This is a genomic window from Hansschlegelia sp. KR7-227, assembly GCF_049446035.1.
Lineage (GTDB): Bacteria > Pseudomonadota > Alphaproteobacteria > Rhizobiales > Methylopilaceae > Methylopila.
Map to the genome: position 1 here is coordinate 1,262,146 of NZ_JBMSEA010000001.1, position 25,008 is coordinate 1,287,153.

The window sequence follows — 25,008 nt, forward strand, 5'->3', positions numbered from 1 at the left end:
CGCGGCGAAGGCGAGGGAACGGGATCATGCGACGCGGGAGGTAGGACGCGACGGGCGCCGCCGCAAGGCGGCTCAGCGGTTCGACGCCGCGCCGACCAGGTCCGCAGGCCCGCCCGGCAGCACGAGCACCTGTCCGGGATAGATCAGGTTGGGGTTGCGGATCTGCTGGTCGTTCGCGGCGAAGATCACCGTGTAGCGCCGCCCGTGCCCATAGGTGGACCGCGAGATCCGCCAGAGGCTGTCGCCCCGCCGGACCTTCGCCGTCTCGATCGACGGCACCACGAGGTTCGCGGCGTCCGGCGTCGGTCCCGGCGTGGCGGGCGCGGGGAACGAGGAGGCCGCGGTCTGCGAACGCTCGGAGGCGGTCGGAGGGCTCGACCGATCGGCATGGGAGTCGGTCGAGGTTGGTTCGGCCGGCGTCGGGGGCGCCGCGCCCGCGGAAGCTTCCGCAGATGAGCCGCCGCCAGCCGAAGGCTGCGGCGGCGCCGGCTTCGACGCCGCTTCCGGCTCCGCGATCGCCACGGCGGGCGATCGGGGCTTGGCGGGAGGCGGCGCGGCGGCGACCTCAGGCTCGTAGCTGAACCTCGCCTCGGCGCGTCCGAGAACCTTCGCGGTCGCCGGATCGACATGATCCACCCGGACCACGTAATCCCCCGGCGATAGGCCGCGATCGACCCGCAACGACCAGCGCTCGTCGGCGCCGGCGACCGGCTCCGCGACGAGAGCGTTGTTGAGATAGACGCGCAGTTTCGCGCCTTCCGGCGCCGCGCCCTGGACGAAGAAGCGGCCGTCCTCGGCGTCGACGGCGCCGAGCGACAGCGCGGCGACCTTCCGGGCCGCGGCCTGCGGGGCGGGAGCGACCGCCGCGACGCCGTTGGACGGACCGGCCGCAGCCGGGGCCGGCCCCTCAGCCGACTGACCGGGCTTCTGAAGAATCTTGGACGGCGCGTCCGGCTCGTTGAGCACGACGACGACCTCTTTCGACGGGGGCGTCGGCACCGAGACGGTGACGGTCTGCGCCGGCGTTTCGGTGCGGCCGTCGGGCATGGTGACCCGCAGGCCGAGTTGGTGGTCGCCGGGCGGCAACGCATCGGGAGTCATCGCCCAATTGCCCCCGCCGTCGGCGACCGCCTTGTCGCGCGGCTGACCGTTGGAGAGCAATTCGATCGTGCAGCCCGCGGTGCAGCTGCCGGCGACGACGAGTTCGCCGGACGGCTCCACCCGCACGACGTCAAAGGCGGCCTTGGAGGCGGAGCGGTCGGCCGCCGGCGGTTGTTCGGTGGTCGGCTTCGACGCCGCCGTCTGCGGGGCTTCCGCTGGACGCGAGGCGGCGGAGGGCTCCGGCGCCTTCCGAGACGGAGGCGCCGCACCTTCCGCTTGAGGGCTCGGACGGTCCGCGGGCGCAGGAATTCGCGGCGTTTCCGCCGCCGGAGGGTTCGGCGCCTCCGCGCGCTGCTCCGACGACGGGACCTTCACGGCCCCGTCTCGCAGGGCCTGGTACCCGAGATAGGCCGCAACGGCGAGAAAGCCGATCACGAAGCCCTTTTTGATCGCCGGGTCCATCTCGTCCTGGGTCCTCGCCCCGACCGAGGCTCGTGCGCTCCGGTCACGTTCGCTTCACTGTCGACCTCCTACAAGGAACCATGCCTAAATGCACGCGTCACCAAGCGAAACGACGGGACGCGGCCGGATCGTCTTGACCGGAGCGACCGGCCGAGGCCAATTCCTGGCATGAACCGAATCCGCACCGTCTGCGTCTATTGCGGCTCGAGCACGGGCGCCCGGCCCGAACATATGGCCGCCGCCGAAGCGCTTGGCCGCGCGATCGCGTCGGCCGGTCTCGGGCTCGTCTATGGCGGCGGCAACATCGGACTCATGGGCGCCGTGGCGCGCGCCACGATCAGCGCCGGCGGCCAAGTCACTGGCATTATTCCTCAATTTCTCGTCGAGCGGGAAGCGATGCTCGCCGACGTGCAGAACCTCATCGTCACCGCCGACATGCATGAGCGAAAGCGGCTGATGTTCGAGCATTCCGACGCCTTCGTGGCTTTGCCCGGCGGAATCGGCACGCTCGAGGAGCTCGTCGAGCAGATGACCTGGGCGCAGCTTGGCCGCCACGAAAAGCCGATTCTGATCGCCGATCTCGACGGCTTCTGGTCGCCGCTGATCGCGCTGCTCGACCACATGCTGGCCGAGGGCTTCATGAGGCGCGGCTTCGAGCCGCCCTACATCGTCGTCACGCGCGTCGAGGACATACTGCCGGCGCTCGAGGGAGCGGCGTCCTTGATGGATGAGTTCACGCCCGAGGGCGAAGGCGCTTCGATCGACCAGCTCTGACCAGGCGAAGGTCCTCGGTCAGAACGGCGGCGTCCGGCGGCTCATACGCCACAGGCGCAGCAAGCGGCGCCATGGAGCGATCTCTGGCGCCGGACGAAGAGGATCACGGGCCGCGCGCAGCCGCTCGAGCGCCGGCTCCACTCCGGCCAGAGGCAGGAAGGCGGCGGCCGCCGCAGGGGCGAGCGCTTCGAAAGCCCCCCGCGCTTCGACGAGACGCCGATCGGCGTGGTCCACGAGCTCGGACAGGAGCGCCCTCCCCCCCTCGGTCGCAACACCCGAGAGGAGACGCTCCCGGTCGACGCCATGCGACGCCATGCGATCCACAGGCAGGAGCAGACGGCCGCGCGCGAGATCGCGCGGGAGCCGCCCCATCAGCCGCGCGAGGCCCTGGGCGACGCCGCCAAAGCCTGCCGCCTCGGCTCCGCCGGGATCGTCGCCGCCTGCGGCGATCAGGCTCGCGAGCCGCAGCACCCTCGAATGCGTCGCGCCAAGTCGCCCTTCCAGCTCCGACAGCGACGGCACGGGGTCGTCGTAGAGGTCGTCCGTCCGGGCGTCGATCACGTCGAGCAGCGTGCCGCGCGGCAGTCGGCCATAGGCGATCGCGCCCTCCAGGGCGCGCGCGACCGGATGCGACACCGCGTCTGCGCGCTCCGGATCCTCCAGCGCGTCGCGCCACCATTGCAGCCGCAGCTCCCCCGGCATGGGCTCGCTGACGAGATCGCGGACGCGCGCGATCTCGATGTCGAAGGCGTAGAGGGCGAGGAGATGCGGCCGGGCCCTCGCGGGAGCGAACAGGGTGGCCGCGTAGCGATCGAAATCCTCCGAGCGGACGAGGGTCGCGACGGGATCGCCCGTCGAAATTGGGTCCGCGCTCACGCAACCGCCAGCAGCGCCGCAGCCACCCGCCGCCTCTCGCCGACCAGGATGTTCCAGGTGCGCACCGCGGCGCCCGTGGCCATGACCTCCGCCACCACGCGGCGCTCCCGGAGCGCCGCGCGAACCGACGCTCTCAGCCCTGCGATGTCCGCGCCCGTGCCGACGAGCAGCGTGTCGATCTCCGCCGCCTCGGACAAAACCCGCTCAAAGGCGGCGTCGTCGAGTTGATCGGGCTCCGTGCGGTCCCACGCCCACATTCCCGACGGCAGGCCGAGCAGTGATCCGCGGTGGGAAAGGTCGGCGAGGCGGAAGCCGCCGCCGCCATAGGCGTCGATGAGCTGGCGGCCGGGGAGATGACGCTGGTCGTCCGGCGTCGTCATGGCTCTTGTCCGGCGTCAGGCGGTCCCGCGCGTCGCGGGCGCGTTCGCCGCGGCCTCGCGCGCGGCGGCGTCGGCCTTCGCGTCGGCCGCGGCGCGGGCCGAGGTCTTCACGCCGAGATAGATCAGCATCGGCGACGACACGAAGATCGCGGAATAGGTGCAGATCAGGACGCCGTAGAGCATCACGTTGGCGAAGCCCTGGATCGCCTGCCCGCCGAACAGCACGAGCGCGAGCAGCGAGAGCGCGGTGGTGGTCGCGGTCATGACGGTGCGCGACATCGTGTGGTTGATCGAGAGGTCGAGGAGCTCCTCCGTCGGCAGGTTCTTGTATTTGCGCAGGAGCTCGCGGGTGCGGTCGAACACGACGACCGTCTCGTTCAAGGAATAGCCGACGATCGTCAGGATCGCGGCGATCGAGGTCATGTTGAATTCCTCCCGCGTGATCAGGAAGAAGCCGACGGTGAGCACGATGTCGTGCAGCGTGCCGATCACCGCGCCGATCGCGAGGTTGAGTTCGAAGCGGAACCAGAGATAGGCCAGCACCATGACGATCGACAGCACGACGCCGAGCGTGCCGGCCTGGACGAGCTCGCCGGACACGCGCGGTCCGACCGTCTCGACGCGGCGGATCTCGTAATCCTTCTCGAAGGTCGCGCGGGCGTTCGAAACCAGCTTGCTCTGCGCAGCCTCGCCCCCGGGCTGGACCCGGAAGCGGATCGAGACCTGGCCGCCCTGCCCGAACTCCTGCACCTCGACCTCGCCGACCTCGAAGCCGTGCGCTGCCTGACGGACCTGCGCGAGATCCGCCTGCCCGTTCTTCGCCTGCATCTCCATCAGCGTGCCGCCGGTGAAGTCGATGCCGAAGTTCAATCCGACCGTCGCGAAGAGAACGACCGTCATCACCGACACGAAGGCGGAGAACGGAAAGCTCACCACGCGCCAGCGCACGAAGCGGAAGGCGCTGTCGTCGGGGAAAAGGCGGATCAGGCGCATCGGATGCGACCTTCCATCGTCAGAACGGCAGGGTCGTCGGGCGCGTGCGGCGGTACCACAGCGCGATCATCATGCGCGTCATCGTCACGGCGGTGATCACCGTCGTGATGATTCCGAGCAGGAAGACCACGGCGAAGCCGCGCACCGGGCCCGAGCCCAGCAGGAACAGGATGACGGCCGCGATCGCCATCGTCGAATTGGAGTCGATGATGACCGCGAAGGCCTGTTTGAAGCCGGCCTCGATCGAAGACACCATGTTGCGACCCGCTCGGAACTCCTCGCGGATGCGCTCGTAGATCAGCACGTTGGAGTCGACCGCGGTGCCGATGGTCAGCACGATTCCGGCGATGCCGGGCAGCGTCAGCGTCGCGCCGATCAGCGACATCAGCGCGAAGATGAACACGACGTGGATCGTCAGCGCGATGTTCGCGAAGAAGCCGAACACGCCGTAGGTCGCGAACATGAAGATCACGACGAAGATCGCGGCGTACCAGGTGGCGCGGGTGCCGGCCTCGATCGAGTCCTGGCCGAGGCCCGGACCGACGGTGCGCTCTTCGATCACCGTGAGCGGCGCCGGAAGCGCGCCGGCGCGCAGGAGCACGGCGAGGTCGTTCGCGCTCTGGACGGTGAAGCTGCCCGAAATCTGTCCCGAACCGCCAGTGATCGGCTCGTTGATGCGCGGCGCCGAGATCACCTTTCCGTCGAGAATGATCGCGAACGGCTTGCCCACGTTCTGCTGCGTCACCGCGCCGAACAGGCGCGCGCCACGATTGTTGAAGCGGAACGAGACGATCGGCTCGTTGGTGCGCTGGTCGAAGCCAGGCTGAGCGTCGGTCAGATCCTCGCCCGACACCATCACCCGCTTTTCGACCAACACCGGAACGCGCTGACCATCCCGCTCTTCAAAGAGCACCTCCGAGCCTTCCGGCGGGCGACCATTCGCAGCCTGCTCGGGTGGCATCGACAGATCGACGAGGCGAAACGACAGCTGCGCCGCGGTCTTGAGAATCTCCTTCAGGCGCTCAGGGTCCTGCAGTCCCGGCACCTGCACAAGGATGCGGTTGGAGCCTTGGCGCTGGATCGACGGCTCGACCGTGCCGAGGGCGTCGACACGACGGCGCACGATCTCGATTGACTGATCGACTGCAGAGCGGATGCGCGCTTGCACGCCCGCCTCGCTCAAGGTGGCGACGACGACGTTGTCGCCCTGCGAGTTGACCTCGACCTCCGCCGGCCCCGCCCCGCCGAACATTGTGTTCGCCGCTGGAACTGCGAGGGTCCGCAGCTTCTCGAGCGCGAGGTCGCGCTGGCTAGGATCGCGCAGCGTCACCGTGGTCGCCATGCCGTTCAGCTGGATCGCCGTGGTGCCGATCCGCGCCTCGCGCAGCAGCCGGCGGACGTCATCCTGGACGGCGGCCGCGCGAGTCTTCCGCAGCGCGTCGCCATCCACCTCGAGCAGCAGCTGCGACCCGCCCTGCAGGTCGAGGCCGAGCGTCACCGTGCGGGCCGGAAACCAGCTGGGATAGGCGTCGCGCGCGGACTGCGGCAGCACGTTGGGCAGCGCGAACACCACCCCGAGCAGGCACAGCGCGAGGACGGCGACGGTCTTCCAGGTCGAGAAATAGAGCATGAGACGCCACTGCGTTCAGGCGGCCTCGCGGCCGCCGAGGCTCAGACCGCCTCGGTCTTGACGGGCTCGCCCTTGGCGCGGACTTCCGCGATCATCGCGCGGGACAGCCGCGGCCGGACGTTCGGCGCGATCTCGATCTCGACTTCCGAATCGTCGACGACCTTGGTCACCTTGGCGATGATGCCGCCGGACGTGACGATCGTGTCGCCGCGCCGCACGTTCTTGATCATCTCGCGATGCTCCTTCACCCGCTTCTGCTGGGGGCGAAGGATCAGAAAATACATGATCACGAAGATCAGCACGAAGGGCAGGAGCTGAATGAAGAAGTCCGTGCTTCCGGGACCGGTTCCGGAAGCCGCCTGGGCAAGAGCGGGAGTGACGAACATCTGGGGCTCCGAAGGAAGGTCGCGGGGCCCCGTCAGGAAGCCGGCCGGCCGAAAACATACGCGCCGGAGCGACAGGGCCCCGGCGAAGCGGCGCGGACTATAGCCACGACCCCCGCGAAATCAAATCACGCAGGCGCGGGTCGCGCGCCGCGTCCTCCAAAGGCCGCTCGCCGGAGGAACGTTCGGCCCGACTTGCTCGTCTGACTCGGCTTGACCGTTCGGACGGCGTCTCCCATAGCGCTCGGCGACGACCGGGGCCAGCCCGCGGGACGTCGACATTCGCCCTCTCCTGATCCGGAAGCGCCCGACGTGTCCGACCCCTTCTACTCCATGCCCGCGACCGACACCCGCGACGCGCTGCTCCTGCGCATCGCCGACGCGCTCGACCGCATGTCGCCCCCCCGCGCCGACGCCCCCGATTTCGAGGCCGCCGACGCCTTCGTATGGCAGGCCGCGGACAAGCGCCTCGCCCCCGTCTCGAAGGTCAGCCGGGTCGACATGGTGCTGCTGAAGGGCATCGACCGCCTGCGCGACATGCTGCTCGACAACACCTTCCGCTTCGCGCGCGGGCGGCCGGCGAACAACGCGCTGCTGTGGGGCGCGCGCGGCATGGGCAAGAGCTCGCTGGTGAAGGCGAGCCACGCGACCGTCGCCGCCGCGCTCAAGGACGAGGGCAAGCCGGCGCTGAAGCTCGTCGAGATCCACCGCGAGGACATCGAGTCGCTGCCCGTGCTCATGGGCCTGCTGCGCGCGGCGCCCTTCCCGTTCCTGCTGTTTTGCGACGACCTGTCCTTCGACCTCGAGGACACCTCGTACAAGTCGCTGAAGGCGGTGCTGGAGGGAGGCATCGAAGGCAGGCCTGAGAACGTGCTGTTCTACGCGACCTCAAACCGCCGCCACCTGCTCGCCCGCGAAATGATCGAGAACGAGCGATCGACCGCGATCAATCCTGGAGAAGCGGTCGAAGAGAAGGTCTCGCTGTCGGACCGCTTCGGGCTGTGGCTCGGCTTCCACCGCTGCAGCCAGGAGGAGTTCCTGGCCATGGTGACGGGTTATGTCGAGCATTTCGGCCTGACCGTCGAGCCCGAGCAGCTGCGTCGCGAGGCGCTGGAATGGGCGACCACCCGCGGCTCCAGGTCCGGACGCGTGGCGTGGCAGTTCGTGCAGGATCTGGCCGGACGGTTGGGGGGGAGCTGACGCGCGCGCCACTTCTCTGATCGAGATGCGAAAAGCCGTAGGCCTTTTTTCGTCGCTCGTTCAGGATGCCTGCGGTAGCTCTCGCAATCTATAAGAAGCCGCTTGAGCGTCGCGCCAATGCCGGGGAGGCTTGCAGTGATTTCAGCCATCTATCTGTATGACCGTGACGGCGACGGCGTCGGGGTCAACTATGCCAACTATCTCAAGCGTATAGCCGCCGAGTTCAGCGAGCCGAACTCCGTCTTCCTCGGCGAGGACCGGCCGAACACGACGGGCGTCAAGCTTGGCGCGGTGGCGGACGTGGTGGAGGACCTCCCCGTCGCCGGCACGCTCTCCATGGCGGTCCGGGGACGGATCTTCGTCGACGACGAGACCGGCGACTACACCGGCCCCGTAACCGACGTCGTCTTCGGCCGCGGCCTCGCCTACACGCCGGAACGCTACGACTTCAAGATCGGCGCGGACGTCAGATACCAGCTGTTCTCGTCCGGCGCGTCGACCGACGCGCTTCTCGACAGCCTGCTCAGCGGCGACACCACACCGATCACGCAACTCGGCGGCTTCGGGCGGATTTTCGGCAGCGCCGGCCGGGACGTCATCACAGCGCCCGGCGCCCAGTCGATCTATGGTATGGAGGGCGGAGATCGTCTGCGGGGCGATGGCGGCGCCAACCAAATCTTCGGTGACACAGAGGATGTCCTGTCCGTCCAAGGCGACAACGACTTCATCTGGGGCGGAGACGGCGCCGACGGTATCTATGGCGGCGGCGGCAACGACCGGATTTTTGGCGGCGACGGCGACGACCACATTCTGGGCGGTCGCGGCTCGGACCGCATGACCGGCGGGGCGGGCGCCGACCAATTTCGCTTCCTCGACCGCTTGACCGGCGTCGATCACATCACCGACTTCGAGATCGGCGTCGACGAAGTCCAGTTCCGGCGTGGCAAGATCTTCGGCGACTTCGCGGACATCCAGGACGCAATGTCGGAGAAGGACGGCAACACGACCATCACGATCGACGACGGACACCGGATCACCCTGTTCGGGGTGCTGAGCGCCGAATTGAGCGCGGGCGACTTCGCCTTCGTCGCTTAGTTTCGCCCATAGGGCGTCGTGGGCCGGCTTGACCGGACCATACATCTGGCGGCGCGGAGCGTGACGACCGGGATGGGTCCTGCGGCAAAGCCCGAGGACGACGGCGACGGCGCCCCAGCAAAAATAGACCCGGCGTTGAGCCGGGCCTATCGCATTTTCGGGATCAGACGTTCGGGAGATGCTCCAGGGGATCGACCGTCTTTGAACCCTTGCGCACTTCAAAGTGCAGCTGCGGGGAGCTGACGCTGCCGGTCGCGCCGGACTTGGCGATGATCTGGCCGCGCCGGACCGTGTCGCCGCGCTTGACGTTGAGCGCGCTGTTGTGGGCGTAGGCCGTCACCCAGCCGTTCGAATGCCGGATCAGGACGAGATTGCCGAAGCCCTTCAGCTCGCTGCCGGAATAGGCGACGACGCCGTCGTCGGAGGCCTTCACGTCGGTGCCCTCGGGCACGGCGAGGTTGATGCCGTCATTGGACGACCCGCTCGACTTCGATCCGTAGGCCGAGATCACCCGGCCCCGCACCGGCCAGCGGAAGGACGGCCCGGCGGGCTCGGCGGCCGGCGCGGGATCGACCTTGAGAGCGGCCGTCTTGACGTTGTCGGCGTCGGCCATCGCGGAGGCCTTGGAGGGCTGGGCCGCGAAGGCGGGCGCCGGAGGGGCGCTGACGCTGGGCTTAAGTCCCGGCGTCGCGGCCGCCGTCTTGACGGGGGCGACCGGCTTCGCCGGCGCGGAAGCCGCGTCGGCCCCCTTGCCCTGCGGCCCCTGCACGAACTGCATCTTCTCCTTCGCCGAAGCAGACGGAACGGGCGCCGCGGCTTGGGCGGCCTGCTGAGCGCCAGCCTGACGCGGCACCGACAGGCGCTGGCCGATCCGCATGCCGGCGTCCGGCGACAGGCCGTTGGCGCTCGCGAGCTCGGTCCGGCTCGTGCCGTACTGGCGGGACAGCGACGAAAGCGTCTCGCCGGGCGCCACGATATGCGTTCCGCCCATCGACCGGCTCGGCGCCGGGGTTGCGCGGACCGGCTCAGGCGACGGAGCGGCGGCGACCCGGACGGGAGCCGGCGCGCTTGCGACCGGGGAGCCGCTCGCGGAGTAGACGGGGATTACGAGCTGCGTGCCCGGGCCGACGCCGTTGGCGCTCTGCAGGTTGTTCGCCTGCATGATGGCGCTCGCCGGCACGCCGTAACGCTGGGACAGAGTGTGGATGCTGTCGCCCTGACCGAGCGTCACGACCGAACCGCCCTGAGCGGACCAGTTCGATCCGGACCGGCCGATCGCGCCGCGGGCCGGCGCGAGCGAGCCGGTGGTGCGGGGTTCGGCCATCGACGAACGGTAGCTTCCGTCGGAGGGCGAGGAGCCTCCGAAGCCGCGCATCGGGCGGGCCTGGGCCGCGCTCGGGGCGCTGAGCGGCGCGCGCTCGACCCGACCCGTCGGGGCCGGTTGAATCGCGCCGGTGGTGCGGGGTTCGGGCCGCGTCTCGTTCGACGAGCTCGAGAACGGATTGGCGAAGGGATCTTCACCGAAGCGCATCGTGTCGGAGCTGCAAGCCGCAGTGGCTCCGGACATCAGGGCGACGACGGCGACGCGGGCCAGCAGCTCGGGGCGCAGGCATGGAACGAAGTTACGCATGTTGGGCACTCGCGACGAACTCGACCGACATGATCAGAGTTAAAGCGCATTGAGGTAAACGGACGGTTAGCCCGCCCGTCGCGCCACGAAGTCGCCGCAAATATTTTCGCCCGCGCCGGGAAACGTCAGAGCGACGCCGCGATCCCGGCCAGCATCGGCGGGACGCGAACGGCGCCGATGGTCGCCTCGTCGAGCGAACCGTCCTTGCCCTTCAGGAAGCGCGTGAGACGCTGGCCGTCGGCGTCGCCGATCGGCGCGATCATCACGCCGCCCGCCTTGAGCTGGTTCAGCAAAGCGGAGGGCGGCGCCGTCACGGCGGCCGACACGAGGATGCGCTCGAAGGGCGCCTGCTGGGGACGTCCCTCTACGCCGTCGCCGAGATGGATCGCGACGTTCGAGGCGCCGCCGAGCTCCGCCAGACGGCGCTCCGCATTGCCGGCGAGCGTGCGCCAGCGCTCGACGCTCGTCACGCGCCGCGCGAGCCGCGACAGGATCGCGGTGGCGTAGCCCGAGCCGCAGCCGATCTCGAGCACGGTGTCGAGATCGCCGACCGCGAGCGCGTCGATCACGGTCGCGACATGCGAGGGCGATTCAAGCGTCTGGCCGCACGCGATCGGGAGCGAGCGGTCGGCATAGGCGACGTCGCGCAGGCGGCCCGGCACGAAGGCCGAACGCGAGATCGTCTCCATCGCCTTGAGCGTGCGGGTATGCCGGACGCCGCGGCTGCGCAGCGCGAGCACGAGTTCGGCGCGCCGGGTGCGTTCCGCGTCGTCGGCCGAATCGGTCATGCGCAAGGTTTCTTCCGTCAGGCGAAGGCGGCCTCGAGTCGGCCGAACATGCTCTCGTCCGTCAAGTCGATCTTCAGCGGGGTCACCGAGATCCGGCGGTCGCGGATCGCCGCGAGGTCGGTGCCCGGCCCGGCCTCGAAGTCGGCGCGTCCGAACATGATCCAGAAATACGGGTTGCCGCGCCCGTCGGTCCGGCCTTCGATCCGCAGGAGCTCCTGATTGCGCTGGCCCTGTCGCGCGACCGAGACGCCCTGGACCTCCTCCACCGCGCAGCCGGGAAAGTTCAGGTTGACCAGCCGGTCGCGCCCGAACCCCGCCCGGATCACGCGCTGGACGACGTCGGCGCCATGGGCGCGCGCGACGGCGAAGGGATCGTCGAGGTCCTCCCGCGACCGGTCCAGGTTCTGCGACAGCGCGATCGAGGGGACGCCGAGCAGCGTCCCTTCGATCGCGCCCGCGATGGTGCCGGAATAGGTGACGTCCTCGGCGACGTTCTGGCCGCGGTTGACCCCGGACAGGATCAGGTCGGGCCGGTGGTCCTTCATGACGTGCCGCACGCCCATGATCACGCAGTCGCTCGGCGTGCCGCGCACCGCGAAGCGCTTGTCGCCGATCTCGCGCAGACGCAGCGGATCGCTGAGCGAGATCGAATGCGAGGCGCCGGACTGGTCGGTCTCGGGCGCGATCACCCAGACGTCGTCGGACAGCGCGGCCGCGATGTCCTCAAGGGCGTCGAGGCCCGGCGCGTTCACGCCGTCGTCGTTGGTGAGGAGGATTCTCATGCCTGTCGCGGACTCTTGATCATCTGAGGATTGCGTGCTTCGAGACGGCGGCTCCGGCGTCCTCAAGCATTAAAGACCTGCGGAGCCTCCCTATCGCAGCCGCATGACCACAGCGCAAACGCTGCGCCTTACGCCCGCTCGATCCGCGTCATCCCGCCCATATAGGGCTGCAGCACCGACGGGACGGCGATCGAGCCGTCTGGCTGCTGGTAGTTCTCCAGCACGGCGACGAGCGCGCGGCCGACCGCGACGCCGGAGCCGTTCAGCGTGTGGACGAAGCGCGGCCCCTTCGACTCGGTCGGGCGGTAGCGCGCGTTCATGCGCCTTGCCTGAAAATCGCCGCAGACCGAGCAGCTCGAGATCTCGCGATACGCCTTCTGCGCGGGAAGCCAGACCTCGATGTCGTAGGTCTTCTGCGACGAGAACCCCATGTCGCCTGTGCAGAGCGTGATGGTGCGGAACGGCAGATCGAGCCGCTTCAGCACCTCTTCGGCGCAGGAGAGCATGCGCTCGTGCTCCTCGAGGCTCTTCTCGGGCGTCGTGATCGAGACCAGCTCGACCTTGGTGAACTGGTGCTGGCGGATCAGCCCCCGCGTGTCGCGCCCCGCAGCCCCGGCCTCGGCGCGGAAGCACGGCGTGCCGGCGGTGACGCGGACGGGAAGTTCGTCCTCGGCGAGGATCTGTTCGCGCACGAGATTGGTGAGCGAGACTTCGGCGGTGGGGATGAGCCAGAGGTTCTTCTGACCACCCTTCGAAGGGTCAATAAGCTCTTTGATGCGAGCTTCTGTCTTATCGATGTCTTCTGACTGCTTTCCTATCGCTGCCCTGATCGCTGACAGCAACTCTCTTGATAAATCATTCATCCGCTCCGCATCGAAACGTTCCAGAAGCGAACCAAGTGACGCCAAATTCAGCTTAGATGCTTTTAGCGCGGTCGACTGGCTAATCCCCTCCGATAAGTACTTAGTCAGTAGTTGGAATTGATCCTCCCGAAACTTCGGCAGCTGGGCCGTGCCGAACATCGCCTCGTCTTTCACGAGCAGTGGCGGCGCGATCTCTGTGTAGCCGTGCTCGCTGGTGTGCAGGTCGAGCATGAAGGACAGCAGCGCCCGCTCCAGCCGCGCCACTCCGCCCTTCAGCACCGCGAAGCGCGCCCCTGACATGCGGGACGCAGCCTCGAAGTCGATCAGGCCGAGCGCCTCGCCGAGATCGTAATGGGCCCTGGCGTCATGGATCTCGCGCGGGGTCCCGACGCGATGGCGCTCGACATTGGCGGTCTCGTCCGGACCGTCCGGCACTTCGGCGAGCGGCGCGTTCGGGATTTCGGCGAGGGTCGCCTGAAGCTCCTCCTCGATCGCCTTCTGCTCGGCCTCGGCGGCGGGCACGTCCTGCTTCAGCCGGGCGACCTCCTCGATCAGGGCGGCGGCGCGCCCCTCGTCCTTCTGCGCCTTGGCCTGCCCGACCTCCTTCGACGCCGCGTTGCGGCGTTCCTGCATGGCCTGCAGCCGGCCGATGACCTCGCGCCGCCGCTCGTCGATGGCGATCAGCCGCGCGCTCAGCGGCGTCAATCCTCGGCGGGCTAGACTGCGGTCGAAGCTGTCGGGATCGTCGCGGATGGACCGGATGTCATGCATGGGAGGGCTCGTTAAGTGACGCCGTCTGGCTGGAGCAAGATCGGCTGAGAGGGAATCGTCATCGCCGGTCTCGGCCTCGCGATCCATCCCTTTTTCAGGGGACGGATGGACGCCCGGCCCAAGCGCATGCCGCCAGCGGTTTCATGCAATCCACTGCGCTCTAGAACGGCCCGCGTGCTTCGAGACGCCGTCCTTCGGACGGCTCCTCAGCATGAGGACGGTTGCGGGTGGCATTCTCCACATTCCTCATGCTGAGGAGCCTCGGCTTTCGGCCGAGGCGTCCCGAAGCACGCAGCCATTCGACCCGGCCCGCAGGCGTCAATCCGGCGAGGAACCGTCCTCGCTCCGCTTCTCTTCCTCCGCCCGCTTCTTCTCGACCATTTTGACCACGAAGATCGAGGCTTCGTAGAGCAGCAGGGTCGGCACGGCGAGGGCGATCTGGCTGATGACGTCCGGCGGCGTCAGCACGGCCGCGACCGCGAACACCACGACGATGGCGTAGCGGCGCTTGTCTTTCAGCCATTGCGAATCGATGAAGCCGGCGCGGGCGAGCAGCGTCAGGATCACCGGCGTCTGGAAGCAGATCCCGAAGGCGAAGATCAGCGTCATGATCAGCGACAAATATTCGCTGGTCCGCGCCACAAGCTCGATCGACGGCCTTCCGTCGCCGCCGACCTGCTGCATCGACAGGAAGAACCGCATCGCGAGCGGCATCGCCGCGAAATAGACGAAGGCCGCGCCCATCAGGAACAGGATCGGCGTCGCGATCAGATAGGGCAGGAAGGCGCCGCGCTCATTCTTGTAGAGCCCGGGCGCCACGAATTTGTAGATCTGGTTCGCCACGATCGGGAACGAGATGAAGCCCGCCCCGAACATCGCGAGCTTGATCTGCGTGATGAAGTATTCCTGGGGCGCCGTGTATTGCAGGCGGATGGCTTCGGCCGAGCCGGCCGCCAGCTCGTAGGGAACCAGCAACAGATTGAAGATGTGGCCGGCGACCGAGAAGCAGAGGGCGAAGGCGATGACGAACGAGATGATCGATCTGATCAGCCGCGAGCGCAGTTCGATCAGGTGATCGATCAGAGGCGCCTTGGTGGCGTCGATGTCAGCCTGCGTCACGAGGCGGCTCCGGGCGCCTTCGGGGGCGCGGGCTTCTTGGGCTTCGGCGCGGGAGACGCGTCCGCGGTCGCCGACGCCGCGCCGTTCAGCTTGGCCGCTTGTGGCTTCCCTGCGGCGGTCTTGGCGGCTTTAGGTCCGGCGGCCTTGGCGCCTGCCGCCTTCGGACCCGCGAGCTTCGGCTTGGCGGCCTTGGGCGCCGAAGAAGCCGGCGCGAAATCGGTCGAGGCTGGAGCCGGCGGCGTCTCGACCGGTTCGATGTGGGGCGCATGCGGCGCGAACGCCGATGGCGTCTCGGCGGCGGCCGGACCTTGCGACGCGTCGCCTGCGAGCGCCGAGGGCGCGGCCGTCGGGCGGCCGTCGATGGCGTTCTTGATCTCGTCGCGCGCGATCTGGAGCGGATTCGGCGCGCTCATCAGCTTGGCGGCGCTGTCCTTGATGCCGGTGATGTCGCGCTGAAGCTCGTCGAGCTCGGCCTCGCGCATCGCGTCGCTGAACTGGGTCTGAAACTCGCCCGCCATGCGGCGGACGGTCGACACCATCTTGCCGACGTTGCGCAACAGCGCCGGCAGGTCGCGCGGGCCCACGACCACGAGCGCGACCACCGCGACGACCAGAAACTCGGACCAGGCGATGTCGAACATGACTCAGCCCGCCGACGGGCGCAGCGTCGGAGGCGGCCTCAAGCGGGCGCGCCGGTCCGGCGGACCATCAGGTCAGGACTTGTGGGTGTCGACGCTGCCGACGCCGGGACGAACCTGCGGATCGGCGCGATGGTCGATCGTCTGCTGGCTCCGGGACATGCCGTCGGCGGTCTCGTCCTCCTCGGACAAGCCCTTCTTGAAGCTTTTGATCCCCTTGGCCATGTCGCCCATGATGTCGGAGATCTTGCCGCGACCGCCGAACAGCAGCAGGACCAGCACGCCAACGACCAACCAATGCGTGAGGCTCATGACCTTCCCTTTCGAACGGCCGGGGGAAGCGAGCGCGAACCGGCGCGACGCGACGAAAGTTCCATCCGACCTGACGGGAAACTAGGTCTCGGCGCGTTCGAACACAAGGACTTCCGGGCCTATGGCGGCATCACGCCGCCGTCAGAACGCGGATCGGCCGCGACGGCGCTCCGGAAAGGGTCAGTCCGGCTCGCGTTCGTCCCGGTCGTCGGAGCCTTCGAGCGCCTCGGCGGTGAACGGCCCGAAGGCGTCGCCCTCGCCGAGCGGCTCCTCGTCCTCCCGCAGCGCGTCGTCGTCGAGCGGCGCCGGCATGTCGAGCCCCGGCGGAAGCCGCGCGTCCAATAGCCCGGCGGCCTTCATCTCCGCGAGCCCCGGCAGATCGGACGCCTGCTCCAGCCCGAAATGGTCGAGGAAGCCGGGCGTCGTCCCGAAGGTCACCGGCCGTCCGGGCGCCTTGCGGCGGCCGCGCAGCCGGATGAATCCGGCCTCCAGCAGGGTTTCGAAGGTGCCGCGCGACGTCGAAACGCCGCGGATCGCCTCGATCTCGGCGCGCGTCGCCGGCTGGTGATAGGCCACGATCGCGAGCGTCTCGACCGCCGCGCGCGACAGCTTCCGACTGGGGCGGGCGGCGCCGGCCAGCGCCGCGGCGACGTCCGGCGCCGTGCGGAACGCCCAGGCGTCGCCGACGCGGCGCAGATTGACGCCGCGTCCGGCGTAATCCTCCGCCAACGCCCTCAGCACGCGCGGCAGGTCGGCGCCGACCGGCAGACGCGCGGCGAGAGCGCGGGCCTCGATCGGCTCGGCCGAGGCGAACAGTGACGCCTCGACGATCCTGAGATGCAGCGGATCGAGCCGGCTTCGTTCGGCCGCGGTCAGCCGTCCGTCAAGGCCTTCGAGCGGCAGCGGGGGCTCCGCGGCGCGGGCAAACGCGTCGGGAGCGTCCGCGTCCTCGCCGCTCACGGTTCGTCCCGGCGCAGCGGCGCCAGCGCGAGCGGCGCCCCGCTGCGCACGAACAGCGGCCCGAACGCCCGGTCCTGCCGGAGTTCCAGCCGCCCCTCTTTCGCGAGCTCGAGCGAGGCGCCGAGGCCCGAGGCGATCACCGAGGCGCGCATCGCCGGCGTCATGAAGCGCAGCAGAAGGGAATCCAGCCGCGACCAGTCCGCGGAGCGCCCCACGAGCCGCTCGAGGGCGGCGCGCGCGTCGGCCAGCGACCAGGTCGGTCGTCGCCGCACGGTGACGGCGGTCTTCAGATTCCTCGTGCGCAATCGGGCGTAAGCCGTGAGCAGATCGTACAACGTGGCCGTCCAGACCGGGTCGAGGGCGGCGCCCTCCCCGGCCGCCTCGCCGCGCGGAAAGACGTCGCGGTCCAGCAGCGGTCGGTCCAGAAGCGCCCCGCCGGCGCGACGCATCGCCTCGAGACGGCGCAGCCGAAAGGCCAGCGCGGCGGCGGCGATCTCGGGCGGGATCTCCTCGTCGTCGGTCTGCGGATCCGGGGCTAGAAGCCGCGACTTGAGATAAGCGAGCCAGGCCGCCATCACGAGATAATCGGCTGCGAGATCGAGCCGCTCGGCGCGCGCGGCCTCGACGAAGGCGAGGTACTGGTCCGCGAGGTCGAGGATCGAGATCTTCGCAAGATCGACCTTCTGACGGCGGGCGAGATCGAGCAGCAGATCGAGCGGACCCTCGAAGCCGTCGAGATCGACGATGAACGCAGCCTCCTGGCGGGAGGCGCGTTCGTCCGCCTCGAACGGCGCAGGCTGATGGTCGGTCTCGGCGTCGGCCAACGGGCGGCCTCCGGCGGCGTCAGGCGATCGCGCCGAGGAGCCTGTCCCGTTCCGCCGCGAGCGACGCCACGTCGACCGTCGGCCGCGCGACGAGCCGCGCCAAAGCCCGCGCGGCGCGCTCGGCCGAGCGCCCCTCCAGCCGCGGCGCCGCCGCCGCGACCTCCTGCATTTCGCCCATGTCGCCGTTGCAATGCAAGGCGATGTCGCAGCCCGCCGCGATGGCCGCGGCCGCCGAGCCGCCGACGCTCCCCGACAACGCCTTCATCGAAAGATCGTCGGTGAGCAGCAGACCGTCGAAGCCGATGAAGCCGCGCACCACGTCGGCGATCACGATGGGCGACAGCGTCGCCGGCCGCTCCGGATCGATCGCATCGAACACGATGTGGCCGGTCATGCCGATCGGCGCCGACGCCAGCGCCCGGAACGGCGCGAAATCGGTCGCCTCCAGCGTCGCGCGATCGGCCGAGACGCGCGGCAGATGAAAATGGCTGTCGACCGTCGCGCGGCCGTGGCCGGGCATATGCTTGATCACCGGCAGCACGCCGCCGGCCAGCATGCCGTCGATCACGGCCTGGCCGAGTTCGGCGACGGCGTCGGTCGTGTCGCCATAGGCGCGGTCGCCGATCGCCTTGGTCATGCCGTCGACCGGCAGGTCGAGGACCGGCAGGCAGTCGATCGTGACGCCAAGCGCCGCGAGTTCGACGGCGATCGCCTCCGCCCCGATCCGGGCGGCCTCCACGCCGGCTCGGGCGTCCTGGACGTGCAACGCTCCGTAGCGGGCGGCGGGGGGATGGCTCAGCGCGAGGGGCGGCCGGACCCGTTGGACGCGCCCGCCCTCCTGGTCGATCAGAACCGGGGCGTCGGGGCGCCCGACGACGTCGCGGAACTCCGCGCAGAGCGCGCGGATCTGGTCGCCGGACTCCACGTTGCGCCCGAACAGGATCAGGCCCCAGGGCTCGGCGTCCCGGAAGAAGGCGCGCTCGTCGGTCGTGAGGGCGAGGCCGGAGCAGCCGGCTACGAAGGCGCGTGCGGGCATCGGTCGGCCTGGCGCAAGGACGGAGGAAGAACGGGCCGAGAGAGCCGCTGACGCCCCGCGGCGCGGGACGACGGGCTCGTCAGTTGCGCGAGACCACGCAGTCGCCGCCGGCCGCGCGCAGATTGCTGCACACCGTCGAAGCGTCGGAGCTGCTCGCGAAGGGGCCGACGCGGACGCGGTAATAGGTGCCGCGGTCGCCGACATTCGCCGTCTGTATCGACGCCTGGTAGGAGCCGAGCACCTGAGGATATTTGCGCTGGAGGCTCGCATAGGCCGTCCGGGCGTCCTGTTCGGAACGCTGCGAGGTCACCTGTACGACGAAGCCGCCTGCGGCCGGACGAGGCGCAGGAGCGGCCGCAGGAGTCGCCGCCCGCGGGGCGACGGCCGCGACCTGCTGCGGATCGGAGCGCGGGGCGGGAGCCGGAGCCGGAGCCGCCGGGCGAGCGGCGGGAGCCGGCGTCGCGGGACGCGCGGCGGCGGTCTGCGCAGGGGCGGAAGGACGCTGGGGGGCAGGCTTCGGGTCGGAATTGCGCAAAGCCGGCGCGGCGTCGCCGTCCGCCATGATGCCGTCGTCGAACTCGCTGCCGCGCGGCGCCTCGCCCGTCCGAGCGGCGTCGCCGATCGGATCGTTCGACGCGGTCCTTGCGGCGGCCGGGGCCGGCTGGTTGATGGCGGTCAGCGCGGAATCCGGACGGATCGTCACGGTCTTCACGCGGCGGGGTTCGCTGCCCATGGTGCTCGGCGCCGTCGGTTCGGCGGACGCAGGACCGCCCGGCAGGATGACGCGCGAACCATCTGAATGAGACGCGGTGCTGGGGGCCGACGGAAGCTCGACCGGCTCCTCTTCCCGCGAAACCACCTTGGATTTGGGCGGCGTGTTGGCGTCGACGCGGTCGTAGATCGCCTTGTTCTGATGGGAGCTGTCGGAGGCCTTCGGCTCCGGCGTCGTCTTGACCGGCTCGGTCTCCGCCTTGATCAGCGGAACGTCGCCGCCAAGTCCGCCGGACCCGATCATCTTGTACGCGACCGCGCCCGCGCCGCCGAGAAGGGCCACGGCCAGCACGGCGCCCACCACGAGGAGGCCGCCGCGGCCCGACTTGAGCGCTGGGCCCTCGTCCGGATCGTAGAACAGCGGGTTGCCGTCCTCGTCATAGCCGTACGGCTCGTCGGGGTTCGGCGCATAGGCGCGCGGGTCGTATTCGAGCTCGGGCTGGGGATCGTAGTGATGGCCGCCCCGCAGAGCGTAGTCGTCCGCCTGGCCGTAGCCCTCGTCATAGGCGGGCTCTGCGGCCCCTCGGCCGCCGGCGGCGGCGCCGCGCCTGACTGCTTGATTTTGCATGACCATCGGCCTCCGCAAGCACTCCGATCGAACGGGGCGAGGCCCTCGCGCCGTTCGATCGGCGTCGAGGAAGCGTCACCGCATCTCGTCGGGAGCCGCGACCCCCAGAATAGCAAGACCCGAGGCGAGCACCAGAGTGAGCGCGCGCACAAGGGCCAAACGAGCGTGAGTCAACAATCCATTGTTTTCCATAATGAAACGTAAATCGGGCGAATCCTTGCCGCGGTTCCAGTGCGCGTGGAGCTCGCTCGCGAGCTCGTGGAGGAAGAACGCCACCCTATGCGGCTCGCGCGCGGCGGCCGCCTGTTCGACCGCGCGCGGCCAGGCGGAGATCTTGCGGATCAGCGCCAGCTCGCCCGGATCGGCGAGCCCGGACAGGTCGATCTCGGCGGGCTGGGGGCCGAAGGCCTCCTCCCCCTTGCGCAGGATCGACTGCGCGCGGGCGTGCGCGTACTGGACGTAGAACACCGGGTTGTCGCGGGACTGCTCGGTCACCTTGGCGAAATCGAAGTCGAGCACCGCGTCGTTCGAGCGGAACAGCATCATGAAGCGCACGGCGTCGCGGCCGACCTCGTCGACCACGTCGCGCAGCGTGACGAAATCGCCGGCGCGCTTCGACATGCGCACGGGTTCGCCCGCCCGGAACAGCCGCACGAGCTGGCAGAGCTCGACCGAGACCTTCGCCGAGCCGCCCGACAGCGCGCGCCCGACCGCCTGGAGCCGCTTCACGTAGCCGCCGTGATCGGCGCCGAGGACGAAGACCATCTCCTGGAAACCGCGCTCGAACTTCGAGCGGAAATAGGCGACGTCCGCGGCGAAGTAGGTGTAGGCGCCGTCCGACTTCATCAGCGGGCGGTCAACGTCGTCGCCATAGTCGGTCGCGCGGAACAGCGTCTGCTCTCGCTCCTCCCAATCGTCCGGCAGTTCGCCCTTCGGCGGCGGCAGACGTCCCTCATAGACGAGACCCTGCGCCCGCAGATCCTCGACCGCCCTAACGATCGGTCCGCCTTCGCCGTGCAGCGTCCGCTCGGAGAAGAACACGTCATGGACGATGCCGAGACTCGCGAGGTCGTCGCGGATCATGTCCATCATGGCGTCGATCGTCGCGTCCCGGACCAGCGGCAGCCATTCGGCCTCGGGCATATCGCGCAGCGCCGCGCCGTGGTCGGCGGCAAGCTTGGCGCCGATCGGCTTGAGGTAGTCGCCGGGGTAGAGCCCCTCGGGGATGTCGCCGATCGCCTCGCCGAGCGCCTCGCGGTAGCGCAGGAAGGCGGAGCGGGCGAGCACGTCGACCTGCGCTCCGGCGTCGTTGATGTAATATTCCCGCGTCACGTCATCGCCGGCGAAGGCGAGGATGTTGGCGAGCGCGTCGCCGAACACGGCGCCCCGGCAATGGCCGACATGCATCGGCCCGGTCGGGTTCGCTGAGACATATTCGACGTTGACCCTGGCGGGCTTCGCCTTCTCGACCCGGCCATAATCCGCGCCGGCGGCGAGCGCGCTCGCGAGCGCCGCGCGCCAATAGGTCTCCGACAAGGTCAGGTTCACGAATCCGGGACCCGCGACGTCCGCCTTCGCGACGTCCGGGTCTGACGCGAGTTTCGCAGCGATGGTCTCCGCGAGGTCCCGCGGCTTCAGCCCCAGCTCCTTGGCGAGCGCCATGGCGGCGTTGGTCGCGAGATCGCCATGGCTCGGGTCGCGGGGCGGCTCCACCACGACGCGTCCAAGGTCGGGAAGGCGCGCGATCGCCCCCTCGGCGGCGAGAGCTTCAAGGGTCGAGCGCAGCCGCGCGGCGAAATCGGCGAAGACGTTCATGTTCTACCGGGGTGCGGGGACGAGCGCCGGGGCGCTAACGCAATTCCGGGGTCGCGTCAAACAGTCGGCGGTGTTCGGTGAGCGCGTACCGGTCCGTCATGCCGGCGATGAAGTCGGCGACCGCGCGGGCGTGGGCGGCCTCGCTGCGGCGTCCGGCGTCCCGCGCCCAGTCGGCGGGGATCGCGTCGAGATCGGCGAAGTAGCGGCCGAACAGGTCCCGGACGACGACGGCCGCGTCCGCCATGACGCGGTCGACCTCGGCGTGCCGGTACATGCGCGCCGTCAGCAGCCGCTTCACGCCGCGTTCAGCCTCCGCCATCCCGTCCGAGAACGCGATCATCGCGTCGGGCGCGGCGCGCACGTCGTCGGCGCTGTCGGGCGCCTGCGCGTCGATCCGGCGCGCGCCCTCAGAGATCGCGTCCTCGACCAGCCGGGTGATCACCCGCCGCACCACCTCATGGCCGGCGCGATCGGCGTCGAGGCCGGGATAACGCCCGCGCACCTCATCCAGGATCGCCGCGAGAAGGGGGGCGTCGGCGAGGTCGTCGAGCGCGAACAGGCCGGCGCGAAGGCCGTCGTCGATGTCGTGGGCGTCGTAGGCGATGTCGTCGGCGATGGCGGCCGCCTGCGCCTCCGCCGTGGCGTGGCCGGTGAGCGCGATGCCGCTGCGCGCGGCCCCCTCGACGATCGGAGCCGGCAGCGCGGCGCCGGCGTAGCGCCCGGTCGACCGCCCTGCCCCGTCCACCAGCGGCCCGTTGTGCTTCACGACGCCTTCGAGCGCCTCGAAGGTCAGGTTCAGCCCGTCAAAGGCGGCGTAGCGACGTTCGAGCCGCGTCAGCACCCGCAGCGTCTGCGCGTTGTGGTCGAAGCCGCCATAGCGCGCCATCAGGGCGTCGAGCGTGCGCTCGCCCACATGGCCGAAGGGCGGGTGGCCGATGTCATGGGCGAGCGCGACCGTCTCGGCGAGATCTTCGTCGAGGCCGAGCGCGCGGGCGATCGAGCGGGCGATCTGCGCGACCTCGAGCGTGTGGGTCAGCCGCGTCCGGTAGTGGTCGCCCTCGTGGTAGACGAAGACCTGCGTCTTGTGCTTCAGCCGGCGGAAGGCGGTCGAGTGCAGCACGCGATCCCGGTCGCGCTGGAATTCCGTGCGGGTCGGGCTCGTCGGCTCGCTCATGAGCCGCCCGCGGCTCGCCCGCGGGTCGGCGGCCCAGGGCGCGCGCGGCCGCTCCATCCATTTCGACAGGTCCAAGCGCACGCTCCCGCGAGAAGCCCTTGGATCGGCCGGCGTTGACCGGGGCCCGGCCCGTGCTTACCTCTCATCACGAAGCGGAGGCAACGGCCGCGCCAAGCGTTGCAGCGTCAGGGACCTTTGAACCATGACCACCGACATCACACCCGTCATCGTCACCGAACGCGCCGCCGGGCGCATTCGCGAGATACTCGCCGAGGAAGCGCCCGAGACCATGCTGCGCGTCAGCGTGCTGGGCGGCGGCTGCTCCGGCTTCAGCTACGATTTCGGCTTCGACACCAGCGCGCAGGACGACGACCTCGTGATCCGCCGCGACGGCGCGACCGTCGTGATCGACCCAGTTTCCCTGCCCTATCTCGCCGGCTCGCAGATCGATTTCGTCGACGAGCTGATCGGGGCGTCCTTCAAGATCACCAATCCGAACGCGACGGCGTCCTGCGGCTGCGGCACCAGCTTCGCGATCTGACCGACGCGCGGACGCCGACCATGGCGCTCTAGCGATCGGGTTCATCGCGCCGTGAAGCTTCGGCGGCGTGAGGAGTTCAGACATTCGGGGAAACGTCATGAAGATGATCGGCGCTCTGTTTGCGGCCAGCCTCGCCGTCGGGTCGGTTTCGGAAGCGGGCGCGCAGATGCGACCGATGGGTCCGCGCTCACTCGCGGAAGGCGAGATCGTCATCCAGTCGAACCGCAGCATCACCCTGCGGCCGGAGAGCGACGCGGACGTCGCCAAGCAGCAGGACGAGGCCGTGCGGCTGATCTACCGCATGGCCGAGCGGGAATGCGCGCTCGTGCTCGAGACGATCGGCGCGACCTGCGAACTGACGTCCGTCTCGACCGACGTGTCCAGCAATGAGGACGGTTCGGTGCGCGGGCCGATGGTGCGGGCGACCGGCAGCTTCGGGATGAAGGTGAAGCTCAAATCGTAACCGGCCCTTCGCCGGCGCCTCGTCGTTGTTGCCGAGCAGCCACAATATCCCGCTCTCGTCATGGCCGCGGGAGCCGACCGGGCGCCGCTGCCTTGGAAAATCCACATCCGGCGCCCACTTTGGCGTTGCGGCGGATGCGTTGCGTTTGTGTCCGCCGCTGCCCTCTTGGGCGTTTCCTCCCTAGACTTGGGCCGTTCGCTCGCGCGGACGGCCCTTTTTTCTGACCGGTTGGCGGCGATAGGATCGCGGTGCAATCGATGAGGAGCGTCCGTGCAGATCGCCACCTGGAACGTCAATTCGATCAAATCGCGGCTCGACCTGCTCACGCGCTGGCTTGAAGAGGCGAGGCCCGACGTGGTCTGCCTGCAGGAAATCAAATGCGTCGATGACGCGTTTCCGAAAAGCGCGATCGAGGATCTCGGCTACCACGTCGCCGTCCACGGTCAGAAGACCTACAACGGCGTCGCGATCCTTTCGAAGACCCCGCTCGAGGACGTGGCCACCGGCCTCGCCGGAGACGGGGAGGACGAACAAGCGCGCTTCCTCGAAGCCGTCACGTCATTCGGAGCGGGCGCCGTGCGGGTCGCCGGCATCTATCTGCCGAACGGCAACCCGGCTCCCGGCCCCAAATACGACTACAAGCTCGCCTGGATGGAGCGGCTGAGGAAGCACGCGGCGGCGCGCCTGCTGCTGGAGGAGCCGTTCGTGATCGCCGGCGACTACAACGTCATCCCCGAGCGCCGCGACGCCCGGCGGCCGGACATATGGCTGAAGGACGCGCTGTTCCTTCCGGAGACGCGCGCCGCGTGGCGCCGGCTACTGGCGCTCGGCCTCACCGACGCCCTGCGCGCGGCCGACGACGACGGCGACGTCTACACCTTCTGGGACTATCAGGCCGGCGCCTGGCAGAAGAACGACGGCATCCGCATCGATCACCTGCTGCTGTCGCCGCAGGCGGCGGACCGCTTCGTCGGAGTCCGCGTCGACAAGCATGTCCGGAGCTGGGAGCGGCCGTCCGACCACGTGCCGGCGGTGGTCGAACTCGCCCTTTGACGATTC

General features: G+C 69.3%; 25 protein-coding genes. 6 read left to right on the top strand and 19 right to left on the bottom strand.

Annotation, left to right across the window (positions count from 1 at the left end; all coding sequences use genetic code 11):
• Positions 1-72: 72 nt before the first annotated feature.
• Positions 73-1,563 carry a LysM peptidoglycan-binding domain-containing protein gene (locus tag ACO2RJ_RS05915; RefSeq protein WP_423267063.1) on the bottom strand — a complete coding sequence of 497 codons (1,491 nt, stop codon included), beginning with the start codon at positions 1,561-1,563 and terminating at the stop codon, positions 73-75.
• Positions 1,564-1,731: 168 nt separating this feature from the next.
• Here ACO2RJ_RS05915 and ACO2RJ_RS05920 point away from each other — a divergent pair, with 168 nt between their 5' ends.
• Complete coding sequence (locus ACO2RJ_RS05920) at positions 1,732-2,337, top strand: TIGR00730 family Rossman fold protein (protein ID WP_423267064.1); 606 nt, start codon at positions 1,732-1,734, stop codon at positions 2,335-2,337.
• An 18-nt stretch (positions 2,338-2,355) separates the two neighbouring features.
• Here ACO2RJ_RS05920 and ACO2RJ_RS05925 read toward each other — a convergent pair whose 3' ends face one another.
• From ACO2RJ_RS05925 to yajC, 5 genes are read right to left on the bottom strand one after another with little or no spacing between them, the layout of a single operon-like run.
• Entirely contained in the window at positions 2,356-3,213 is an 858-nt protein-coding gene (locus tag ACO2RJ_RS05925; protein ID WP_423267065.1) for a phytoene/squalene synthase family protein, read from the bottom strand.
• Positions 3,210-3,593 (bottom strand): Mth938-like domain-containing protein, encoded by a 384-nt coding sequence (locus ACO2RJ_RS05930; RefSeq protein WP_423267066.1) that lies wholly within the window; start codon positions 3,591-3,593, stop codon positions 3,210-3,212. Before ACO2RJ_RS05930 ends, ACO2RJ_RS05925 begins: the two co-directional genes overlap by 4 nt.
• Positions 3,594-3,608: 15 nt before the next feature.
• Positions 3,609-4,586, bottom strand: a complete 978-nt coding sequence (secF, locus tag ACO2RJ_RS05935) for a protein translocase subunit SecF (RefSeq protein ID WP_423267067.1) — start codon at positions 4,584-4,586, stop codon at positions 3,609-3,611.
• Positions 4,587-4,605: 19 nt separating this feature from the next.
• On the bottom strand, positions 4,606-6,216 hold the full coding sequence (secD, locus tag ACO2RJ_RS05940; protein WP_423267068.1) for a protein translocase subunit SecD: 1,611 nt from the start codon (positions 6,214-6,216) through the stop codon (positions 4,606-4,608).
• A 41-nt stretch (positions 6,217-6,257) separates the two neighbouring features.
• A complete protein-coding gene (gene yajC, locus ACO2RJ_RS05945; protein ID WP_423267069.1) occupies positions 6,258-6,602 on the bottom strand; it encodes a preprotein translocase subunit YajC in 345 nt (114 codons plus the stop codon).
• A gap of 330 nt (positions 6,603-6,932) precedes the next feature.
• On the opposite strand from yajC, the gene ACO2RJ_RS05950 reads away from it, so the two are divergent.
• Complete coding sequence (locus tag ACO2RJ_RS05950; protein ID WP_423268915.1) at positions 6,933-7,799, top strand: ATP-binding protein; 867 nt, start codon at positions 6,933-6,935, stop codon at positions 7,797-7,799.
• A 135-nt stretch (positions 7,800-7,934) separates the two neighbouring features.
• Entirely contained in the window at positions 7,935-8,894 is a 960-nt protein-coding gene (locus tag ACO2RJ_RS05955) for a hypothetical protein (protein WP_423267070.1), read from the top strand.
• Positions 8,895-9,057: 163 nt separating this feature from the next.
• Here ACO2RJ_RS05955 and ACO2RJ_RS05960 read toward each other — a convergent pair whose 3' ends face one another.
• The 13 genes from ACO2RJ_RS05960 to ACO2RJ_RS06020 all read right to left on the bottom strand — a co-directional run bounded on the left by ACO2RJ_RS05960 (position 9,058) and on the right by ACO2RJ_RS06020 (position 23,002).
• Positions 9,058-10,524 (bottom strand): peptidoglycan DD-metalloendopeptidase family protein, encoded by a 1,467-nt coding sequence (locus tag ACO2RJ_RS05960; protein WP_423267071.1) that lies wholly within the window; start codon positions 10,522-10,524, stop codon positions 9,058-9,060.
• Between the two features lie 125 nt (positions 10,525-10,649).
• Complete coding sequence (locus ACO2RJ_RS05965; protein WP_423267072.1) at positions 10,650-11,312, bottom strand: protein-L-isoaspartate(D-aspartate) O-methyltransferase; 663 nt, start codon at positions 11,310-11,312, stop codon at positions 10,650-10,652.
• A 17-nt stretch (positions 11,313-11,329) separates the two neighbouring features.
• Positions 11,330-12,094: a 5'/3'-nucleotidase SurE gene (gene surE / locus ACO2RJ_RS05970; protein WP_423267073.1), complete on the bottom strand. Its 765-nt coding sequence runs from the start codon at positions 12,092-12,094 to the stop codon at positions 11,330-11,332.
• Between the two features lie 128 nt (positions 12,095-12,222).
• The gene (gene serS, locus ACO2RJ_RS05975; protein WP_423267074.1) at positions 12,223-13,728 is read right to left on the bottom strand and encodes a serine--tRNA ligase; all 1,506 of its coding nucleotides are present in this window, start codon (positions 13,726-13,728) and stop codon (positions 12,223-12,225) included.
• 318 nt (positions 13,729-14,046) lie between these two features.
• Positions 14,047-14,847, bottom strand: a complete 801-nt coding sequence (tatC, locus tag ACO2RJ_RS05980) for a twin-arginine translocase subunit TatC (RefSeq protein ID WP_423267075.1) — start codon at positions 14,845-14,847, stop codon at positions 14,047-14,049.
• Positions 14,844-15,488, bottom strand: a complete 645-nt coding sequence (tatB, locus tag ACO2RJ_RS05985) for a Sec-independent protein translocase protein TatB (RefSeq protein WP_423267076.1) — start codon at positions 15,486-15,488, stop codon at positions 14,844-14,846. The genes tatC and tatB overlap by 4 nt, the downstream gene beginning before the upstream one ends.
• Before the next feature lie 72 nt (positions 15,489-15,560).
• Positions 15,561-15,797 carry a twin-arginine translocase TatA/TatE family subunit gene (locus tag ACO2RJ_RS05990; RefSeq protein ID WP_423267077.1) on the bottom strand — a complete coding sequence of 79 codons (237 nt, stop codon included), beginning with the start codon at positions 15,795-15,797 and terminating at the stop codon, positions 15,561-15,563.
• A 180-nt stretch (positions 15,798-15,977) separates the two neighbouring features.
• Positions 15,978-16,757, bottom strand: coding sequence for an SMC-Scp complex subunit ScpB (scpB, locus tag ACO2RJ_RS05995; RefSeq protein WP_423267078.1), 780 nt, complete (start codon positions 16,755-16,757; stop codon positions 15,978-15,980).
• Complete coding sequence (locus ACO2RJ_RS06000) at positions 16,754-17,581, bottom strand: segregation and condensation protein A (RefSeq protein ID WP_423267079.1); 828 nt, start codon at positions 17,579-17,581, stop codon at positions 16,754-16,756. Before ACO2RJ_RS06000 ends, scpB begins: the two co-directional genes overlap by 4 nt.
• Positions 17,582-17,600: 19 nt before the next feature.
• Complete coding sequence (gene nagZ, locus ACO2RJ_RS06005; RefSeq protein WP_423267080.1) at positions 17,601-18,617, bottom strand: beta-N-acetylhexosaminidase; 1,017 nt, start codon at positions 18,615-18,617, stop codon at positions 17,601-17,603.
• Positions 18,618-18,696: 79 nt separating this feature from the next.
• A complete protein-coding gene (locus ACO2RJ_RS06010) occupies positions 18,697-19,956 on the bottom strand; it encodes an SPOR domain-containing protein (protein WP_423267081.1) in 1,260 nt (419 codons plus the stop codon).
• Between the two features lie 75 nt (positions 19,957-20,031).
• Positions 20,032-21,771, bottom strand: a complete 1,740-nt coding sequence (gene argS, locus ACO2RJ_RS06015) for an arginine--tRNA ligase (RefSeq protein ID WP_423267082.1) — start codon at positions 21,769-21,771, stop codon at positions 20,032-20,034.
• Positions 21,772-21,805: 34 nt separating this feature from the next.
• The gene (locus tag ACO2RJ_RS06020) at positions 21,806-23,002 is read right to left on the bottom strand and encodes a deoxyguanosinetriphosphate triphosphohydrolase (protein WP_423268916.1); all 1,197 of its coding nucleotides are present in this window, start codon (positions 23,000-23,002) and stop codon (positions 21,806-21,808) included.
• A gap of 145 nt (positions 23,003-23,147) precedes the next feature.
• Between ACO2RJ_RS06020 and erpA the strand changes: the two genes are divergently transcribed.
• The 3 genes from erpA (at position 23,148) to xth (ending at position 25,002) form a co-directional block, all read left to right on the top strand.
• On the top strand, positions 23,148-23,486 hold the full coding sequence (gene erpA, locus ACO2RJ_RS06025; RefSeq protein WP_423267083.1) for an iron-sulfur cluster insertion protein ErpA: 339 nt from the start codon (positions 23,148-23,150) through the stop codon (positions 23,484-23,486).
• A 97-nt stretch (positions 23,487-23,583) separates the two neighbouring features.
• Positions 23,584-23,949, top strand: a complete 366-nt coding sequence (locus tag ACO2RJ_RS06030) for a hypothetical protein (RefSeq protein ID WP_423267084.1) — start codon at positions 23,584-23,586, stop codon at positions 23,947-23,949.
• A 270-nt stretch (positions 23,950-24,219) separates the two neighbouring features.
• Positions 24,220-25,002 (top strand): exodeoxyribonuclease III, encoded by a 783-nt coding sequence (xth, locus tag ACO2RJ_RS06035; RefSeq protein WP_423267085.1) that lies wholly within the window; start codon positions 24,220-24,222, stop codon positions 25,000-25,002.
• Positions 25,003-25,008 lie beyond the last annotated feature (6 nt).